At 29.8% G+C, this 18,732-nt stretch carries 23 protein-coding genes and 1 pseudogene; all 24 read right to left on the minus strand.

Annotation, left to right across the window (positions count from 1 at the left end; genetic code table 11):
• Nucleotides 1-10: 10 nt before the first annotated feature.
• A complete protein-coding gene (gene fliQ / locus FQB35_RS07660) occupies nt 11-280 on the minus strand; it encodes a flagellar biosynthesis protein FliQ (protein WP_148809416.1) in 270 nt (89 codons plus the stop codon).
• 11 nt (nt 281-291) lie between these two features.
• Nucleotides 292-1,065: a flagellar type III secretion system pore protein FliP gene (fliP, locus tag FQB35_RS07665; RefSeq protein WP_148809417.1), complete on the minus strand. Its 774-nt coding sequence runs from the start codon at nt 1,063-1,065 to the stop codon at nt 292-294.
• Nucleotides 1,062-1,505 carry a flagellar biosynthetic protein FliO gene (locus FQB35_RS07670; RefSeq protein ID WP_148809418.1) on the minus strand — a complete coding sequence of 148 codons (444 nt, stop codon included), beginning with the start codon at nt 1,503-1,505 and terminating at the stop codon, nt 1,062-1,064. The genes fliP and FQB35_RS07670 overlap by 4 nt, the downstream gene beginning before the upstream one ends.
• A 1-nt stretch (nt 1,506) precedes the next feature.
• The gene (locus tag FQB35_RS07675; RefSeq protein ID WP_148809419.1) at nt 1,507-1,869 is read right to left on the minus strand and encodes a response regulator; all 363 of its coding nucleotides are present in this window, start codon (nt 1,867-1,869) and stop codon (nt 1,507-1,509) included.
• Between the two features lie 30 nt (nt 1,870-1,899).
• A complete protein-coding gene (gene fliY, locus FQB35_RS07680) occupies nt 1,900-3,039 on the minus strand; it encodes a flagellar motor switch phosphatase FliY (protein WP_148809420.1) in 1,140 nt (379 codons plus the stop codon).
• A gap of 1 nt (nt 3,040) precedes the next feature.
• Nucleotides 3,041-4,027, minus strand: a complete 987-nt coding sequence (gene fliM, locus FQB35_RS07685) for a flagellar motor switch protein FliM (RefSeq protein ID WP_148809421.1) — start codon at nt 4,025-4,027, stop codon at nt 3,041-3,043.
• 15 nt (nt 4,028-4,042) lie between these two features.
• Nucleotides 4,043-4,459, minus strand: a complete 417-nt coding sequence (locus FQB35_RS07690) for a flagellar basal body-associated FliL family protein (protein WP_148809422.1) — start codon at nt 4,457-4,459, stop codon at nt 4,043-4,045.
• A 24-nt stretch (nt 4,460-4,483) separates the two neighbouring features.
• Nucleotides 4,484-5,236, minus strand: coding sequence for a flagellar motor protein MotB (locus tag FQB35_RS07695; protein ID WP_148809423.1), 753 nt, complete (start codon nt 5,234-5,236; stop codon nt 4,484-4,486).
• A gap of 1 nt (nt 5,237) precedes the next feature.
• Nucleotides 5,238-6,026, minus strand: coding sequence for a motility protein A (locus FQB35_RS07700; protein WP_148809424.1), 789 nt, complete (start codon nt 6,024-6,026; stop codon nt 5,238-5,240).
• A gap of 3 nt (nt 6,027-6,029) precedes the next feature.
• Nucleotides 6,030-6,251 carry a flagellar FlbD family protein gene (locus FQB35_RS07705; protein ID WP_148809425.1) on the minus strand — a complete coding sequence of 74 codons (222 nt, stop codon included), beginning with the start codon at nt 6,249-6,251 and terminating at the stop codon, nt 6,030-6,032.
• 43 nt (nt 6,252-6,294) lie between these two features.
• A complete protein-coding gene (locus FQB35_RS07710) occupies nt 6,295-7,782 on the minus strand; it encodes a flagellar hook protein FlgE (protein WP_148809426.1) in 1,488 nt (495 codons plus the stop codon).
• A 77-nt stretch (nt 7,783-7,859) separates the two neighbouring features.
• Complete coding sequence (locus tag FQB35_RS07715; RefSeq protein ID WP_231701761.1) at nt 7,860-8,222, minus strand: TIGR02530 family flagellar biosynthesis protein; 363 nt, start codon at nt 8,220-8,222, stop codon at nt 7,860-7,862.
• A 181-nt stretch (nt 8,223-8,403) separates the two neighbouring features.
• A pseudogene (locus FQB35_RS16555) lies at nt 8,404-8,661 on the minus strand (flagellar hook capping FlgD N-terminal domain-containing protein); the annotation flags it as partial.
• A 12-nt stretch (nt 8,662-8,673) separates the two neighbouring features.
• Complete coding sequence (locus FQB35_RS07725) at nt 8,674-9,972, minus strand: flagellar hook-length control protein FliK (RefSeq protein WP_148809429.1); 1,299 nt, start codon at nt 9,970-9,972, stop codon at nt 8,674-8,676.
• Nucleotides 9,973-9,990: 18 nt separating this feature from the next.
• A complete protein-coding gene (locus tag FQB35_RS07730) occupies nt 9,991-11,241 on the minus strand; it encodes a hypothetical protein (RefSeq protein ID WP_148809430.1) in 1,251 nt (416 codons plus the stop codon).
• A gap of 9 nt (nt 11,242-11,250) precedes the next feature.
• Nucleotides 11,251-11,694 (minus strand): flagellar export protein FliJ, encoded by a 444-nt coding sequence (gene fliJ, locus FQB35_RS07735; protein ID WP_168198283.1) that lies wholly within the window; start codon nt 11,692-11,694, stop codon nt 11,251-11,253.
• Between the two features lie 11 nt (nt 11,695-11,705).
• Complete coding sequence (fliI, locus tag FQB35_RS07740; protein WP_148809432.1) at nt 11,706-13,013, minus strand: flagellar protein export ATPase FliI; 1,308 nt, start codon at nt 13,011-13,013, stop codon at nt 11,706-11,708.
• A 10-nt stretch (nt 13,014-13,023) separates the two neighbouring features.
• On the minus strand, nt 13,024-13,773 hold the full coding sequence (locus FQB35_RS07745; RefSeq protein ID WP_148809433.1) for a FliH/SctL family protein: 750 nt from the start codon (nt 13,771-13,773) through the stop codon (nt 13,024-13,026).
• Nucleotides 13,766-14,776 (minus strand): flagellar motor switch protein FliG, encoded by a 1,011-nt coding sequence (fliG, locus tag FQB35_RS07750; RefSeq protein ID WP_148809434.1) that lies wholly within the window; start codon nt 14,774-14,776, stop codon nt 13,766-13,768. Before fliG ends, FQB35_RS07745 begins: the two co-directional genes overlap by 8 nt.
• 11 nt (nt 14,777-14,787) lie before the next feature.
• The gene (gene fliF, locus FQB35_RS07755) at nt 14,788-16,338 is read right to left on the minus strand and encodes a flagellar basal-body MS-ring/collar protein FliF (RefSeq protein ID WP_148809435.1); all 1,551 of its coding nucleotides are present in this window, start codon (nt 16,336-16,338) and stop codon (nt 14,788-14,790) included.
• Nucleotides 16,339-16,371: 33 nt separating this feature from the next.
• On the minus strand, nt 16,372-16,656 hold the full coding sequence (gene fliE / locus FQB35_RS07760) for a flagellar hook-basal body complex protein FliE (protein ID WP_168198284.1): 285 nt from the start codon (nt 16,654-16,656) through the stop codon (nt 16,372-16,374).
• Nucleotides 16,657-16,679: 23 nt separating this feature from the next.
• Nucleotides 16,680-17,117 carry a flagellar basal body rod protein FlgC gene (gene flgC / locus FQB35_RS07765; protein WP_148809437.1) on the minus strand — a complete coding sequence of 146 codons (438 nt, stop codon included), beginning with the start codon at nt 17,115-17,117 and terminating at the stop codon, nt 16,680-16,682.
• Nucleotides 17,118-17,122: 5 nt separating this feature from the next.
• On the minus strand, nt 17,123-17,533 hold the full coding sequence (flgB, locus tag FQB35_RS07770; RefSeq protein ID WP_148809438.1) for a flagellar basal body rod protein FlgB: 411 nt from the start codon (nt 17,531-17,533) through the stop codon (nt 17,123-17,125).
• 404 nt (nt 17,534-17,937) lie between these two features.
• Entirely contained in the window at nt 17,938-18,717 is a 780-nt protein-coding gene (codY, locus tag FQB35_RS07775) for a GTP-sensing pleiotropic transcriptional regulator CodY (protein WP_148809439.1), read from the minus strand.
• Nucleotides 18,718-18,732 lie beyond the last annotated feature (15 nt).

Raw genomic sequence — 18,732 nt, forward strand, 5'->3', positions numbered from 1 at the left:
CTCACCCAATCTATTGTATAAAATTATTTAAATTCATGAATAATCCTTCAGTATAATTCAAAATCCTGTTCAAAATCCATGGTCCAAAAATAATAATAGCAACCAACACTGATAATATCTTAGGAACAAAAGCAAGCGTTTGCTCTTGTATTTGTGTTGTAGCTTGAAAAACACTAACTGCCAAACCAACAATAAGTCCTAATACAAGCATTGGTGCTGATAATAATATTACATTTAGCATAGCTTGTTGAAGTAAATCAATAATTTGTCCTTCACTCATTTATTACACCTCTATTTAAATCCCATAATTAAAGATTTGATTATAAGGTTCCAACCATCTACTAGTATAAATAACAGGATCTTAAATGGCAATGAAATCATAACTGGCGGTAACATCATCATTCCCATTGACATAAGTGTACTTGCAACAACCATATCGATTACCACAAATGGAATAAATAATATATAGCCAATTTGAAATCCTGTTTTTAATTCACTAATAATAAAAGCTGGAATTAATGCTTTAGATGGAATATCTTCAAGACGTTTTGGCCTCTCACTCCCTGATATATCAATAAAAAGTGCTAAATCCTTTTCTCTTGTTTGCTTAAACATAAAACTTCTAATTGGTTTCATAGCATTATCTAAAGCTTCTTCTACAGAAATCTGTTTATTTAAATATGGTTGTATTGCTTTTTCATTTATTTCTGAACCTATTGGTGCCATTATAAAAAAAGTAAGAAAAAGAGCTAACCCAATAAGCACTTGATTAGGAGGTGTTGTTTGGGTAGCAATAGCTTTTCGTATAAATGATAATACAATAATAATTCTAGTAAAACATGTCATCATCATTAATATAGATGGCGCTAAGGCTAGTATAGTCAATAAAAATATTATCTCTAAGCTATTTGCTACCTCCGTTGGGTTTGTTGCTTTATCTATATTTATACCAATTTTTGGTATAGGAATTTTGGGTTCAGCAAAACAATTAGAAAATGAAAGAGCTAACAGAAATATCGTCAAGAGAATTATCAAGCAACTTCTTTTTACACCTTTTTTTCTCATTTTTTTTCGTCCTTATCTTTATAATATTCATTTTTTCTCCTCATTTTCTTTAATTTATTCATTATAGAAACTTTATTTATAGATGCTTCTTCTATGTACTTATCTAAATAGACATCAAAAGTATCATTGCTTTTTTCTAGCTGTGTACTTTTTATATTAAGTTTTATACTATCTTCATTTACTTTATCTATAAGCTCAATGCTTTGCTTTCCAACAGCTATAACATAATAAACTGTTCCAATATTAATCAAATATATAGATTTATCAATACCTAGAGGTATTTTTTCAATAATCTTAATATTTTTACCTTTGATCAACACAGCACCATTTTTAGCAATTAGCTTTGTTACTATATATGCTAATATTAGAATAAAAAAGAAAACTCCAATAACACTTATATAGTATTGAGTATCTGGTATAATGACAATTTCCCCTTTCAACTTACCCTAACACTTTTTTTACAGCTTCTACAACTCTATCTGCTTGAAAAGGCTTGACAATAAAATCTCCTGCTCCTGCTTGTATTGCTTCAATAACCATAGCTTGTTGTCCCATAGCTGAACACATAATGATTTTTGCTCCAGGATTTAACTTTTTTATTTCTCTAACAGCTTGTATCCCATCCACCTCAGGCATAGTAATATCCATAATAACTAATTCAGGGTTTAACTCCTTATATTTTTCAATTGCTTTTGCACCATTTTCAGCTTCTCCTACAACCTCAAATCCATATTTTGTAAGAACATCTTTAATCATCATTCTCATAAATGCAGCATCATCAACTACTAAAATTCCTTTTGCCATAATTATTCCTCCCTTTTATTTAATTCTATTTTATTTTTTTGTAGGATTAATAATATCTGTTATACGAATACCATAATTCTCATCAATTACAACTACTTCACCCTTAGCCATAAATTTTCCATTTACCAATATATCTAAGGGTTCACCTACTAATTTATCTAACTCTATAACAGTTCCTGGTGAAAACTCTAAAATTTCACTTATTTTTTTAATGGTTCTTCCTAACTCTACAGTAATTTCTAATGGAACATCTCTAATTAAACTAATATTTTCCTTTTCCTTATTTGAATATGTTTCGTCAAACGATTGAAATTGAACAGGTTGTACATTTACAGGCGTTTGCCTAGGCATACTCATAGGTTCTGTTATAGAAGAATTTTTTGTATAACTATTATCTAAATACTGATCACTATTTTGATTATTTTGTTCTTCCTTAATTTCAAAAATCTCATTATTATTTGATTGATTTTTTTCACTAATAGAATCATTATTTGTATAATTACTAGAACTACTACTAAATAATTTATTTACTAATTCTTTAGCAAAATCAATAGGCATAATTTGCATAATTTCACTATCAATAAGATTTCCAACTACCATCTTAAAAGCAACTTTAACAATTTTATCATTGCTATTAAGAGATTCTAAAGCTTCTAATCCAGTTGAAAAGTTCATAGACATAGTTTTTGGAGGATTAATATCTATTTTACTATGAAACATTTCAGACAGAGAAGTAGCAGAAGATCCTACCATTTGATTCATAGCTTCGCCAATAGCACTTAAATGTAATTCTGTTAATTCTCCAGAAGTATTTGTTCCATCTCCTCCCATCATTAGATCTGTAATAACCTTTACATCATCTTCTTGTAACACCAATAGATTTGTACCTTCTATACCTTCTTTATATTTAACCTCTACAACAACAAATGGAACTGTATATTGTTTTGCTAACTCATTCATTGTTAATATGGAAACCTTTGGTGTTGTAATAGTAACTTTTTGCCCTAAAAGAGTAAATAGAGTTGTTGCCGCAGTACCCATACTAATATTCCCTATTTCCCCTAACGCATCTTTTTCATTGTCGTCTAGTTCTTCTCCTATATCCTGAGAAATCTGCGAGGTTCCTTTTAGCAAAGCATCTATCTCTTCTTGAGAAAGCATATCGCTCATCTTATTCATCTCCCCTCTCTATAATACCTTCTATTTGTACAGCCATCTTTTTCTTTTTTGTCCCAGGTCTTCCATAATATTTAAGCTTATTTCCAACAAATAGCTTTATATGATCATTAACTAATGTATCCAATTGAATAACATCTCCAACCTGAAGGTCAAGAAAATCCCTGACAGTTATATTCGCTTTCCCTAAAACGGCTCTAACTGTTACTTTTGTTTTTTCTACTCTTTTAGAAATTATTTCTTCATCCTCAGAAGTTCGCTCTTTATTTATGCTAGTAAACCAAAATTTTGTGTTTAACTTTGGTAGTATTGGCTCAATTACAATATGAGGTATGCATAAATTTACCATTCCTTCAACTTCTCCAATTTTAATATTTAACGTTATTAATGCAATTGTTTCATTTGGTGAAACAATTTGAGCAAATTGAGAATTTGTTTCTATCTTTTCTAGCTTTGGTTCAATTTCTACTACATTTTCCCATGGTTCTTTCAAAAGTTTAATGATTTGCTTAATAAGTTTTCTTAATAAGGATATTTCTATTTCTGTAAAGTTTCGCTTTTCTTCTATAGGTTTCCCATTTCCTCCCAAAATTCTATCAATCATCACAAAAGCAATATCAGAGGTCACATCTAAAATAATTTGACCATCTAACGGAGAAAAGTCAACAATACCTAGTACTGCTGGATTAGATATAGAATTGGTAAATTCATAATTAGATAGCTGTTCTACACTTAGCACCTCAACATGTACCAAACTTCTTAGATAGCCAGATAAGAAGGTATTTAACAATCGAGAAAAATTTTCATGAATAATTTGGAGTGTACGCAATTGATCCTTTGCAAATTTATCTGGCCTTCTAAAATCATATTTTTTAACTTTTATTTCATCTGTTTCTGCTTTTATTTCTTGAGCATCTAATTCTCCAGTTGCTAAAGCTTGTATTAGGGCGTCTATCTCACTTTGCGATAATACATCAGACAATTACGTTTCCTCCCTTTATTGGATAATAAATTCTATAAAGTACACATCTATAATATCTTCAGAAGGTAAAACTAATTTTATGGATTTTAGTATCTCCTTTCGAAGAGCCTGCTGTCCCTCATCTCCTGATAATTGTACTTCACTTTTACTCCTTAATAATTCTAATATATTATTTGTTATTTCAGATCTTTTACTATTTAACTTTTCTGTCAATTTTTCATCACTTATTTCTACATCTAAGTTGACTTTTAAAATTTTTCTACTATCCTTCACATTTGCATATAATTCACCTATAGAATAGATATATGTTTTTATTTCCTTAGGTTCTTGATTAACTTTTTTTTGCGCTACAAAATAAAATGTAACGCCTACAACTAATGCTGTTATAATAAATCCTATTATACTATATAACACAACTTTTTTTACTGTCATTTTTCTACGCCCCTTTTGAGCATTTTAATAATAAGGTTCAGATTTTACAAATTCAGAACGAAGTATAACAATGTCTACTCTTCTATTCTTTGCTTTATTTTCAAATGTGTCATTTGGTGCTACTGGATGATACTGACTATATCCTGATGCAGATAATCTATTTGCCTTTATCCCTGCTTCTTCAATCAAAAATCTTACAACATTTGAAGCCCTCGTAACTGAAAGTTCCCAATTCGTAGGAAATTTTTTTGAATTTATAATAGGATCAGAATCTGTGTGCCCTTCAACTCTTATGTATTTCGTTATAAATTCATCTTGTTTTAATAAATCAGCAATAAATTTCAATGTCTTTTTTGCAGCCGGTTTTAATGCTGCATATCCTGAATCGAAAAGTACATTATCCTTAAATCTAAGTAATAATCCTCTAGTATCAAGATCTACTAATATTTGTTCTTCCATTCCATTTTCATTTATGTATTCTTCCATCTGCTCTTTTAATTTTTTAAAATCCTCCAACTCTTCTAGTTGCTTTGTAGTTTTGTCTTCATTTAATGCATCTTCTATATATTGCACCTCTTCAAGTGTTTTTCCTCCTTCTAAAACACCTAAAGAACCTTGGAAAGATTGAATAACAGCAGAAAATTTTCTCAAATCAATTGTTGAAAAAGCAAACAACAATACAAAAAAACATAATAACAAAGTCATTAAATCACTAAAAGTTGTCATCCATTCAGGTGCACCTGCTTTTGCTTCTTCTTGTTTTCTTTTTCTACTCATATTAAGCCTCTACACCCTCTCTTTGATCATCTTCAGAGGTTTTTCTTTGCTTTGGAGGAAGGAATGATTTTAGTTTTACTTCAATTATTCTAGGATTTTCACCAGCTTGTATTGATAAAAGACCCTCTACCATAAGTTCTTTAATCAATATTTCTTCTCTACTTCTAATTTTTAGTTTAGCAGCTATAGGTATAAATATTAAGTTTGCTAATACTGCTCCATAAAATGTAGTTATCAACGCAACTGACATTTTAGGACCTACAGTAGAAGGATCCTCTAAAGTCTTAAGCATGTTAATAAGCCCTATAAGAGTACCAACCATACCAAAAGCTGGTGCTAAACTGCCTAATGTATCAAATATACTTCTTCCTTCTCCATGTCTTTCTTCTATAAATGACAATTCGGTTTCCAATATGTTCCTGACTAATTCAGGATCTGTTCCATCAACAATTAACATAACGCCTTTTTGTAAAAATTCATCATTTATATTTTCAGCTGCCTCTTCAAGGGCTAAGAGACCCTCTCTTCTTGCTATATTAGCAATTTCAATAATATTATCAATTACCTCAGTAGGATTTAAACTTTTAGTAGTAAAAGCCTTTTTTACAATTACTAAAGAATCCTTAACCTTATTTAATGGATATGCTACAAGGGTACCTGCAATAGTTCCTCCTATTACAATAACAATTGAAGGCAAATTATAAAAGGTTAAGACACTTCCATCAATCATTATACCACCTATTACAAACGCTATTCCTACAACGATTCCCAATATTGTTGCTAAATCCAAAGACTACACCTCATTTCTAGTAAGATTTTGTAAAATTGTCGAATGAGAATAGATTTTTCTCTTATATTGTATGATTTTATCGATGATTTGGTCAATAGATTCTAAAACAATTATTTTTTTGCCCGTTGTAAGGGTTATAACGGTATCAGGTGTAGTCTCAATATGTTCAATTAAATCACTATTTATAACGCACTTTTTTCCATTTAATTTTGATACAGTAATCATGCAAACCATCCTTTAAATTCCGGGCTAAAAGCCCGGATAGTTATTATCTCTTTAAATTTACCAATTCTTGTAACATTTCATCTGTTGTTGTAATAACTCTTGAATTCGCTTGGAATCCTCTTTGTGTTGTAATCATATTAGTAAATTCTCTTCCTAAATCGACATTTGACATTTCAAGGCTTCCTGGATTTAGTTCAGCAAATCCATTTGAAGCTGGAAGGCCAATCGAAGGTATTCCTGAATTTCTAGTTTCCATATACATATTTGACTCTGTTTTTTGAAGTCCTGCAGGATTACTAAAATTAGCTAATCCAATTCTTCCTAAAACTCTTCTTTGACCATTAGAAAAAGTACCCACAATTTCACCATTAGAAGCAATTGAATATCCTGTAAGAGCCCCTTGTTTATATCCTTTTATTTTTGTAGCATCTGCATTTGACGTATCTGCAAACTGAGTCAGTTTGTTAAAGTTCATTTCAAAGGTTAATGCATCTGCCCCTTTTGTTAAATCTTTTCCTATCGTAAAACTCATTTTTGAATCACCTATTACTTTTCCATTTTTGTCAAATTTGAGTTCAAAGGAATTTCCACCATTATAGCTAAATCCATCAGCACTTGTATTTGCAGCACCATCAGTATCATATGTATTTGTATCACCATTTTTAAGCATAGCTCCATCACTATTTAAATAAAAGGCATCTACTAACCAAGTGCTTTCTCCAGAGCTAGTATCCACAGTTTTCTTAGCAAATACCAGTTTAATTTGATGAACATTACCAAAATCATCAAATACCTCTACTGTTGTTTCCCTTCCAAGAGCAGTACTTAAATCTTGATTCTTTTGTGTATAAACTGGTTTCCCAGTTGCTTTTGAAAGTTCTGAATCAAAATTATATATGGCATCTTCTCCTGAAGCACCTATGACTTTTGCTCCTGATTTTAATTTTTCTAATTCTTTTGTATTTGAATTTAGGTTTCCAGTAAATGTAACAATGTCCTCTCCTGGTATTGGCGGATCTGAAGGTCTTGTTGCCTGCGGAGGATATATTGCAGACTTATCTATTTTAATCCCTTCTATGTTACTTTTTAAGCGACCTGTATCATCAGCCATATATCCTAATACCTTATATCCAGTTTGAGTACATAGATTTCCATAATCATCTACTATAAAATTTCCTGCTCTAGTATAATATCTATTTAAATAATTAGGATCATCTGAAACCATGAAAAAACCTTCTCCATTTATCATTAAATCTGTCGGGTTATCCGTTCTTTCAACGGCTCCTCTAGTTTGAATTACATCTATCCCTCCAATATCTGCTCCAAGACCTATCTGCATTGGATTTGTTCCTCCACGGCCACTATCGCCTGCTCCTGCTCCTTTTATGGTTTGATTAAAAGTTTCTTTAAACGTTACTCTAGAACTTTTAAAAGCTACTGTATTTACATTGGCAATGTTATTACCAATAACATCCATCTTCATTTGGTGAGCACTCAATCCTGCTACAGCTGAAAACATTGAACGCATCATTTTTTATTACCCCCTCTTATTTACTGTAATATATCTTCTCTGTCATTCAAAGATATATAGCCTCCTAGCAGGTCCAGCTATATAATTACAGCACCATCAATATTTGTAAAAACATTTTCTTTTAAATTCTCATCAAGAGCTACTGTAATAATAGTTTTATTTTTCACACTCGCTACAAACGCCTTATTATTCATAAGTATAAGTGTCTCTTTAATTCCCTTTTGATCCGCCTTATTTAAAGCTTGATTTATTTTTATTAGTTCTTTTTTATCTAATTTTATTTTTCTAGCTTCTAGTCTCTGTATTGCATGTTTTGAAAATTTTATATCTTTCAATGTAATATGATCTATTACTTCTGCAAAAGACTTTGACTGACTTATATTTTTAGAAGATATTTTAGGAGTAGCGGTCTTTATACCATGAATCATTATTTTATTCATTTTCATCTCCTCCTGAAATTCCTCTTCCTTCTCTTTCTTCTGATTTTATGCCATATGATTCTAAAGCTTTACTGATATTTATCAATTCATTAAGCATTTCTTTATTAAGATTGTAATTCATTTGATTAACAGTTAATATAGCATCATTGTTATTTTTAATTTCACTCGTTAAATCTTCCATTGATTTATTTAAATTTTGCATTTGCTCTAAACTACTAAATTGAGCCATCTGTGAGATAAATTCTTTATCTTCCATAGGGTTTAAAGGATCTTGATATTTTAACTGTGTTACAAGAAGCTTTAAAAATTGATCTTTTCCCAATTTTCCGTTTTTTGTAAATTTTGCTTCTTCTTTTTGCTTTTCCTCTTTTTTATTAATAGGTTTGTATGTAAGTTTATCATAATAATCCCCTATACCTCCAGCTCCCTTTACTGACATAATTCTCACCCCCTATCCTAAATGATTTATTGTTGAATTTCTATCGCTTATTTCATCTATAGTTCCTATAAATATTGATTGTTCATATTCTGCTTTATTTAAAGCTATTTTCCCTGTATGCTTCTTTTTAAATTTCATAAAGCTTTGTTGTTCCTTAAAGCTAGAATCTTGTCCAACACTTACATTAAGCTCCTGAATACCAAATCCTTTTTCATTCAGTGCATCTTTTAATAAATTAAAATTTGATTCTAAAACTTCCTTTACAGCTTGATTCTCAGCTACAATATTTGCAACAACAATCCCTCTTTCTACTACTATTTTCATAGATAATTTTCCTAAATGATCGGGCTTCAATTGAAGTGTCATTTCAGAAGCTCTATCACCTATTAAAACCTGCGCTTTTTCAACAACTTGTCCTAAAATATTATAGAAATTCGGCTTATTTTGATTTGTTATCTCCGTCTTAATGCTTTCCATTATAGGTATATTTTTTTGCGTGATGTATTGTACATTCACATCTTTAATAGATTCATCACTGATTAAAACTTTCTGATTCTTACTTGCAAAAAATCCATTTTTTGTATCTTTTTCTTTATTATAAAACATATTTGTTTCATTTTCTGTGTTTGAGTCCGTTTTATTATGTATATTTGAAAATACTTCACTTTTATCAATATTTTCAGTTTTATTTTCATTATCATTAGTATTTAGTTCTGTTAAATTAATTTTTGGTAGTTCACTCGGTAGTATATCTGTGGCTTCATTTTTATTTATTGTTAACAAGTCTTTAATTTTAGAAAATACAATTTCAAAATCTTCTGTCTGTACTTTAATATTTTCATCTTCAAGTAATATTTTAAAATCGTTTAGCAAACCAAGAAGCTCTTTGTTCGATGATATACTTTGAGATGCATTATCTATAGCAGATAATAATTGTACTTTAAGTTCTTCATAAGTAAATTCTTCATCATTTTGACATTCATCATTTTTATAATTTTTATTTGATTCATTTATACAGTTATATAAAAAAGCAATTAGGTTTATAATATCTTCTGTTACATCTTCTGCTCTGGCATCCTTGTCATTTAAGCTTGTATCCTTTTTTTCTATTGACTCACTTTGAATATTTTTTTCTTCATTTGTAATAGTATTACTTAATTTTTCTAATCCATCTTCTTTAATCTCTTCCACTTTTTTATTCAATATATCATCAAAACTTTGGTTATTATTATCTTCTGAAGAATTCTTTTTATTATTTATTTGTTGCATACTATTCAATTGCTGACTAGTACTTATTATTAATGGATTCACTTCTTCACCTCCTTTCTTCTATGGTAAAGCCAATTTCTTTGAAATTTCAGAAGCTAAATTTTTATCTATAGTTGTAAGTACATCTGCTACAGTTTTCTCCTTTAACTTTTTTAAAATACTTATTGCAATATCTTGATCAGAAATAACTATTTGATCACCATTATCAAAAGTATATTTTTTGGGTGTACTTCGACTTTTAAATAATTTTGTAATCATATTACCAATTTCCCTAGATTCCATTTTTCCGAAAACTTTTACAAGATCATCAATCTCTTTATTATATTCTCGATATACTTTTACAGCATTCATTATATCTGGAGTCAATAAATCATTTCCTTTTGCTAGCATTTCATCTATCTTCATTTGTTCTAAAAGTCTATAAGTAAAATCTTTATCTTCAACTTTAGAAAGAACTTGAGCTGCTTGTATCATATTCATATTTCTATATATGATTGAAAGTTCATTTAGCTTATATTTTTTGTCGTTCCCAATATCACTTAATAATTTATCAGCCCTTTCAGAATTATATATATTTGCAATATTTATTAATTCCTTTTCTCTATCATTAATTTTACTTAATATCTTTTTCATTTTTTTTCTTTTCTCATTAGACTCATAATTTGATAAAAGTCTTAATGCTACTTCTTTATCTAAGTTTTTTAAAATTTTTGCAGCAAACTCCTCTTTCATTTGTTCTATAATTAAACCCATTTCTTTATAAGAAACTATTTCATTCAATAAATTATTTTTAATTTCATCAATTGCATTTACCAATGAAATATTTTCATAATATTTTGCCTTGTCTTGCAATTTCTTTATTTGATCATGTTTCATCTGTTCTAATGTAGATACTAAAATATCTTTTTTAATAGAATTTTGTCGTACACGCTCAAATATTTTATTAGTTTGTTTTGCATCCATTTGTGTCATAATCTTTATTAAGTCTAGATATAATTTCTCATCTTCTTTTTGAATAATCGTCAATTTATCTGAAGCACTTTCAATATCTAACCCTACTAAGTACTTTGCAACTTCTCTTTTCTGCTCCTCCCTTTCTTCTCTTGTTGGATAACTTTCAAAATACATTCCAATTGGACCTGCTATATTACTTAAATATTTGTTTGCAATGAACTTAAAATCTTCATTTGTAAAATATATTATACTCATAATCATAACAGGAATAGTAGTAAAAACAATCAAAACTATTAATACTATTTTTCCTATACCCATCTTTTTTGTTTCTTTATCAACTGCTTTAGAATTTGCCATTATTACCCCCTAATTGCTCTTGTAATTCTTAAAAGTTACTAGTTGATCTATAAGACTATCTTCTTCTTTTTTCTCTATATAATGAAAATTTTCTCTTTCTTTTTCCTTAAGCTTTTCAAATATCCGTTTTTCTTTAGACGCTTTCATTAATTCCATTCTACATTTATTAACTTCATCTTTACATACTTCAATAACTTCTATCTGTTTTCTTATTTCCCTTTTTAAATTCATTAAAAATAAATCATGCATTCTTAAATATCCAATATCTACGCCTTTTTTTACATTCAAATTTATACTTTCCTGATATTTTTTTTTATTATCTTCCAATATATCTAATTGCTTCTTTGCCTCTTCAAATTTAATTTGTGCTTCATTTAACTTTCTTTTTATTATATCTTCATATTTCTCTTTCACTTCTAGTAGATTTTGGTATCTAAAGCGAAATCTTCGCAACAGAAACACCTCTATTTTATTATATTTTTCATTTGCTCAACTGCATCATTGTAATCAAATTTATCATGGATTCCTTGTTTTAAATAACTGTTTAGTTCATCTATCATACTAATTGCATTGTCAATTTTAGGATTACTTCCTTTTACATAAGCACCTATGTTTATAATGTCCTCAGCTTCTTTGTAAACAGCTAGCATGTTTTTAAACTTATCTGAAAGTTTTCTATGCTCATCATCTACAATATTTGGCATTACTCTACTAACACTTGCAAGTACATCTATAGCAGGATAGTGATTCTTATTAGCTAATTTCCTAGATAAAACAATATGCCCATCTAATATACCCCTAACTGTATCTGTAATAGGTTCATTTAAATCATCTCCATCTACAAGAACAGTATATAAAGCTGTAATAGAACCTTTATCTGAATTTCCAGATCGTTCAAGTAGCTTCGGTAAAGCTGCAAAAACTGAAGGAGTATACCCCTTTGTAACAGGTGGTTCCCCAACTGCTAACCCAACTTCTCTTTGTGCCATAGAAAATCTCGTTAATGAATCCATAAGCAACATGACATTTTTTCCAATATCTCTAAAATATTCAGCAATAGCAGTTGCAATTAATGCTCCTTTCATTCTTACTAATGCTGGTTGATCAGAAGTTGCCACTACTAGTATAGATCTTTTTAATCCTTCCTCCTTAAGATCATTTTCTATAAATTCTCTAACCTCTCTTCCTCTCTCCCCAATTAAAGCTATCACATTTACATCTGCTTGAGTATTTCGAGCAATCATTCCCATCAGTGTACTTTTTCCTACACCACTACCTGCAAATATTCCAATTCTTTGTCCTACACCACAGGTTAATAATCCATCAATAGCTTTAACTCCTAATGATAAAACCTTTTCAATTTTTTTTCTTTTTAGAGGATTAGGTGGTTGATTGTTTACAGAATATTTTTTTGTATTATTAAATCTGCCCATATCATCTATAGGGTTTCCTAGTCCATCTAGTATACGGCCAAGTAACTCTTCTCCAACATTTACAGTAAGCATATCCCCTGTTGCAATAACTTTACTACCTGGTCCTATACCATCCATTTCGCCAAGTGGCATTAGTAATACTTTTTCATTTTTAAATCCAACAACTTCAGCTTTTATTGGAATTGTACCTTTCAACGGATAAATATAGCAAAGTTCTCCCAATTTTACAGCTGGTCCTAATGATTCTATTGTTAATCCTATAACTTGAGAAACTTTCCCGCTATATTTGATCAGATTCGCATTTTTAAGTGCATATTTATATTTAGCTAAGCTAAGCATTCTTAATGTCTCACTCGCTCTCTAATATTTCATAGAATAAAGATTTAATCTGATTAAATTGCGTTTCTATGCTTGAATCAATGCTCCCAGAAGCTGTATCAATAACACAACTCCCTTTTTTAAGAGATGGGTCTTGCTTAATATTTATTTCATCAACATTTTCTACTAAGCATAGTATTTTATCTTTTACATTAATTGCATATTCATAATCATCTGGACTGACCCTTATAACCAATGACTCTGTATAAGCACATTTGCTTAATCCTGATTTTACAAGTCCAATTATCGTTTCGTAAGAATCTTCAGTTTTTGTATTTAATATTTTTTCTACAACATTAATAACAAGCTCTATGCTTTCCTTTTCCAATTCTTTTACCATATTTTCTTTTGTTTTTAACAATTCCTTTTTTATATCTAAAGCTTCTTTTATAAGCACATCTGCTTCCTTTTTACCAGCTTCATATCCCTCTGATTTTCCTAATAGAAATCCATCTTTTTTTGCATTTTCATATATTTGTTTTGCATCTTCATAAGCATCACTAATGATTCTTTGTACTTGTGTTTCAGCCTCTTCTATCTTTTTATTCATTACTTCTTCGATTTCTAACATTTTTTCTTTATAAATATCTTCATAAGAAACTTCCTCTTGTATATGTTTTTTTTCATTTATTTCTAACGAATCTTCTAAGGATACTTTTTCTATTCCTATTTCCTTTTTATCTCCTACTTTTACAAAAGAGGATTTAACAATTCTAGACAATTATTTCATCCCCTCCTCCACGAGATATAACAATTTCACCTGCTTCTTCAAGTTTCCTAATAGTATTAACGATTTTCTGTTGTGCTTCTTCAACATCTCTTAGTCGTACAGGCCCCATAAATTCCATGTCTTCCTTGATCATTTCTGCCATTCGTTTTGACATATTGCTAAATATAATGTCCTGAACTTCTTCAGTAGCACCTTTTAATGCTACAGCTAATTCATTATTATCTACATCACGTATAAACCTTTGAATAGATGTACTATCTAATGCAGCAATATCTTCAAATACAAACATTCTCTTCTTAATCTCTTCTGCTAATTCAACATCTTCAATCTCAAGAGTTTCCATAATAAACTTCTCCGTTCCTCTATCAACTGAATTAAGCAAATCAACAATTGTTTGTATTCCTCCTGCTGAAGTGTAATCTTGGGTAACCATAGAAGATAATTTACTTTCTAAAATGTTCTCAATTTCTTTAATTATCTCTGGAGAAGTTCTATCCATAGTAGCGATACGTTTTGCTACTTCTGCTTGCTTGTTTTGTGGTAAAGCAGATAATATTTGTCCTGACTGTTGTGGACTTAAATAAGAAAGTATTAGCGCAATAGTTTGTGGATGTTCATTTTGAATAAAATTTAACAATTGACCTGCATCTGCTTTTCTTACAAAATCGAATGGTCTAACTTGTAAAGAAGCAGTTAACTTATTAACTATATCAAAAGCTTTTTGTGCTCCTAACGCTTTTTCTAAAATTTCTTTTGCATAGTTAATGCCTCCTTCAGAAATGTATTCTTGAGCTAAGCAAATTTGATAAAACTCTTCTAACACTTTTTCCTTCTCTTCAGGTGAAATTTTTCTCATATTTGCAATTTCTAATGTTAATTCCTCAATTTCCTCCTCTTGAAGGTGCTTAAAAATTTGGGCTGATTTATCTGGCCCTAAGGATATCAATAATACTGCTGCCTTTTCTTTTCCGCTCAATTCCATTTTACGCACCATATACTACACTCCTAATCTTCGTTTATCCATGATTTCAATAATTGTGCTACTACTTCAGCATTTTTATCAACAAACTTATCTATTTGTTTTTTATAGCCTGACTTTTCATTTGGTTCAAGTTCAATTTCTCCTATCTCTTCTTCTATTGTTGAAATAGGATCTTGCAATATATCATCCATTTCTCTTTTTCTACGTCTTAAATGATAAATACTGTATCCTATAGCACCAATAAGCAAGGCACCTAATACACCTAAAGACCATAATGGTATATTGCCAATAGCTCTAGAAGATTCAGTAGTATCCTTTATACTTGCAATCTGATCAGCCAAAGTTGTATCAAATTCTCTTGCCATTACTTCAACAACTTTCGTATCTAAACCAGCTGATGCAGAAACAAGATTAATAATTTCTTCTTTATGCTCATCTGTTAGTTCTTGATTTGGTAACACTTTTGTATTAATTAAAACTGCAACTGTTATATCTTTTATCTGTCCTTGTGCTTTTACTAATTTCTTATTAATTTCATTTAATTCGTAATTAATAGTTTTACTTGCTTTATCATACTTAGACACACTGTCACTATTCTCGACATACTGTGTAATATCATCAGTATTAGAATCTGTTCCAGGAATTCCACCTTCATTACTATTAGTTACCTGTTCTTTTAGATCACTCATACTTCTAATAAGTCCATTCATCTCATCCTTAATAGGAGGTGAGAATTCCTTAATATCAGTAACTTCACTATCAAAATCAAGCTTCACATTAACCATAACTGCTACGTTTCCTAGACCATAAACAGTCGTAAGAAATTGTGTTATACTCTCTTGTAATTGCCTTTGTACTTGTTGTTGTAATCCTAATTGAGTAGACGCATCAAACGTATCGTTATTTAACTGCTTATTAAGCAATTTTCCTTTATTATCAACTACTGATATATTTTCAGGTTCTAGACCTTTTACTCCATTTGCTATAAGCATAACAATTCCATTTACCTGATCCTTTGAAAGATTTGCTCCCTTTTCTAATTCAACAAATACAGACGCTTTTGACTCTTGATCTTTTATCAAAAAATTTGTATCATCAGCTACACTCAAATTTACCATTGCTGTCTTTATTCCATCAATTTCTTCTATCGTTCTAGCTAAAGCATTCATTTGTGCAATTAAATATCTTTTTTTTCTTTCCTCATTAGTCATTGTTAAACTGCTACTATTAATAATTTGGTCATAAGAAAAACTTTCCTTTGGTAAACCAGCTACAGCTAATTTCGCTTTTGCCTTATTCTTGTATTCCTTTGGTACTAATATCGTTGTTCCTAGTTCATCATCTTTCCATGGTATTCCCATTTCATCAAGTTTTGCTGTTACTTCTCCAATATCCTTTGGTGTTAACTCACTAAACAAAGCTACATACTCAGGCTTCGAAGTAAAATGTAGTAATAATGCCATACTAATTATAACTAATAGCCCACTGATACCAATTTTAATTTTTTGAGATTTATTAAGTCCTTTATAAAATTCATTTAGTTGTGCTTTCATCTGTTCTAGCGTACTGCCCATTTAGTCACCTCATTCCATAGTCCTACTGTCATTTTATACTTGTAACCTCATTATCTCTTTATAGGCATCTAGAACTTTATTTTTTACTTCTATCGTAAACTGTAAAGCAATTTCTGATTTTTCAGCGGCTATCATCACCTCATGTATATTATCAATCTGTCCAAGTGCAGAAAGCATGTTAAGTCTTTGTGAATCTAATTCATATTCGTTTACCTTCTTTATCGCATCTTTCAAAAAAGTGGAAAAATCTCTTTCTTCCTTCTTTCCTTTGTTATTAAATATATTTGTTGAAGTGTTTATGATATTGCTTATCTTCATGTATAAATCCTCCATTTATTATACTATCTACCTATTTCAAGCGCTTTCATTGCCATGCTTTTTGTAGCATTCATAGCTGTAACATTTGCTTCATAAGCTCTTGTTGCTGAAATCATATTAATCATTTCACTAACAATATCTACATTAGGCATTTGCACATACCCATCTTTATCTGCATCAGGATGTCCTGGATCATATACTTTTTTAAATGGTGTTTTATCTTCCTCAATAGCAACAACCTCAACACCACCTCCAATTTTACTTCTTCTTTTTACATTTTCTAATATTTGTGAAAAATTAGCATTAGCTTGCTTAAAAATTGGAACCTGCCGGCGATATGGTGTACCATTGCTAGTCCTAGTTGTATTAGCATTTGCGATGTTTTTAGATATAATATCCATTCTTAATCTTTCAGCAGTTAATCCTGAAGCACTTACGTTAATTGAGTTAAATATACTCATACAAACTACCTCCCATCTTTAACAACAAGTTTAAGTTTTCGCAAATTTTGAGAGACAATTTGACTTAACATATTAAATCTTATTGTATTCTTTGATAGATTTGCCATTTCCACATCAATATTCACATTGTTTCCATCTTTTCTATACTTGCTTTTTCTATCTTTTATAACAGTTGGCTCTATATCATCAATGTCTATTTCTAATGGCAAATGTTTTTTGTGCGTTAATTTAACTTCTATACGGTCGTTAGATATCCTTTCAGCTAAAATAGATTCAAACTTAACTATGCTTCTTTTAAATTTTGGGGTATTTACATTAGCTATATTATTAGATATAACCTCGTTTCTAAGCCAAGAAGCATTCATTGACTTTTCTAGTATATTAATATGTTTAAACGACTTATCTAAAATGTTCATATTCTCCTCCTAAATCGCATATATAAAGCTAGTATTCTAAATTTAATTTGCTAGATTCTTATTAAAGCTTCTTTTTCTAATTTTCTATATTTCGACATAAGTTTATATATTCCTTCCTAATTCTTCTTTTTTCAATATTATTTCAGTATAAAATTCCATTTTTTGATCTTTTTACTATAATTATAATGCATTCTAAATAAATTTGCATATTTTTTTACATAATTAGGTAATCAGTACTAAATCAGTTTTATTTGTTTTCATAATTATTTTATTGCAACCTGCATAATTTTTATATATTTAAAATAAAAAAGCACCTATAATTTTATAGATGCCTTTAAAATTTTAAGATTTTCATCTAACTAAAAAAGCGACCACAATGTCACTTTTTTAGTTAAGAATAAATCTTATCTTTTAAGTTTTTCTAGCTCTTCTATTAACTTATCATTCAAAATCTTAATATGTGTTCCTTTCATACCTAGTGATCTTGATTCAATAACACCTGCACTTTCAAACTTTCTTAATGCATTAACAATAACAGATCTTGTTATTCCAACTCTATCTGCAATTTTACTAGCTACCAACAACCCTTCGCTTCCTTCAAGTTCATCAAAAATATGTTCAACTGCTTCTAATTCTGAATAAGAAAGTGTTCCAATAGCCATTTGTACAACAGCTTTTTTTCTTGCTTCTTCTTCAATTTCTTCACTTTTTGCTCTAAGTATTTCCATCCCTACAATAGTAGCACTATATTCAGCTAAAACTAAATCTTCATCTACAAACTCTTTGTCATGTCTAGATAATATTAGTGTCCCTAATCTCTGCCCACTTCCATTTATTGGAACGATTGTAACTAATTTATTTACACTTTCAACATCGTATTTAAATATCTCGAGTAGCTCATCTCCTGTAATATTATATTTTGTGTCAGTAATTTTTAATAATTGCTCATTATATTCATCAGGAAATTTTTGATTCCCAGTATCAGTATCAGTGATAATAGGATTTTCTGAATCATCTATTAAGTGAATACCTAAAACCTTTCCTTTTTTACTTGCAACATATACATTAGAATCTAACACATCACTTAAAGTTTTACATAACTCCCCAAAAGAAACAGGTACGTTCCCAGATTGTTGAAGTATTTTGTTCAACTTTCTTGTTTTATCCAATAGTGTAGTACTCATTTGAATCCTCCTTGT

Origin of the sequence: Crassaminicella thermophila (assembly GCF_008152325.1) — a bacterium.
GTDB lineage: Bacteria > Bacillota > Clostridia > Peptostreptococcales > Thermotaleaceae > Crassaminicella_A > Crassaminicella_A thermophila.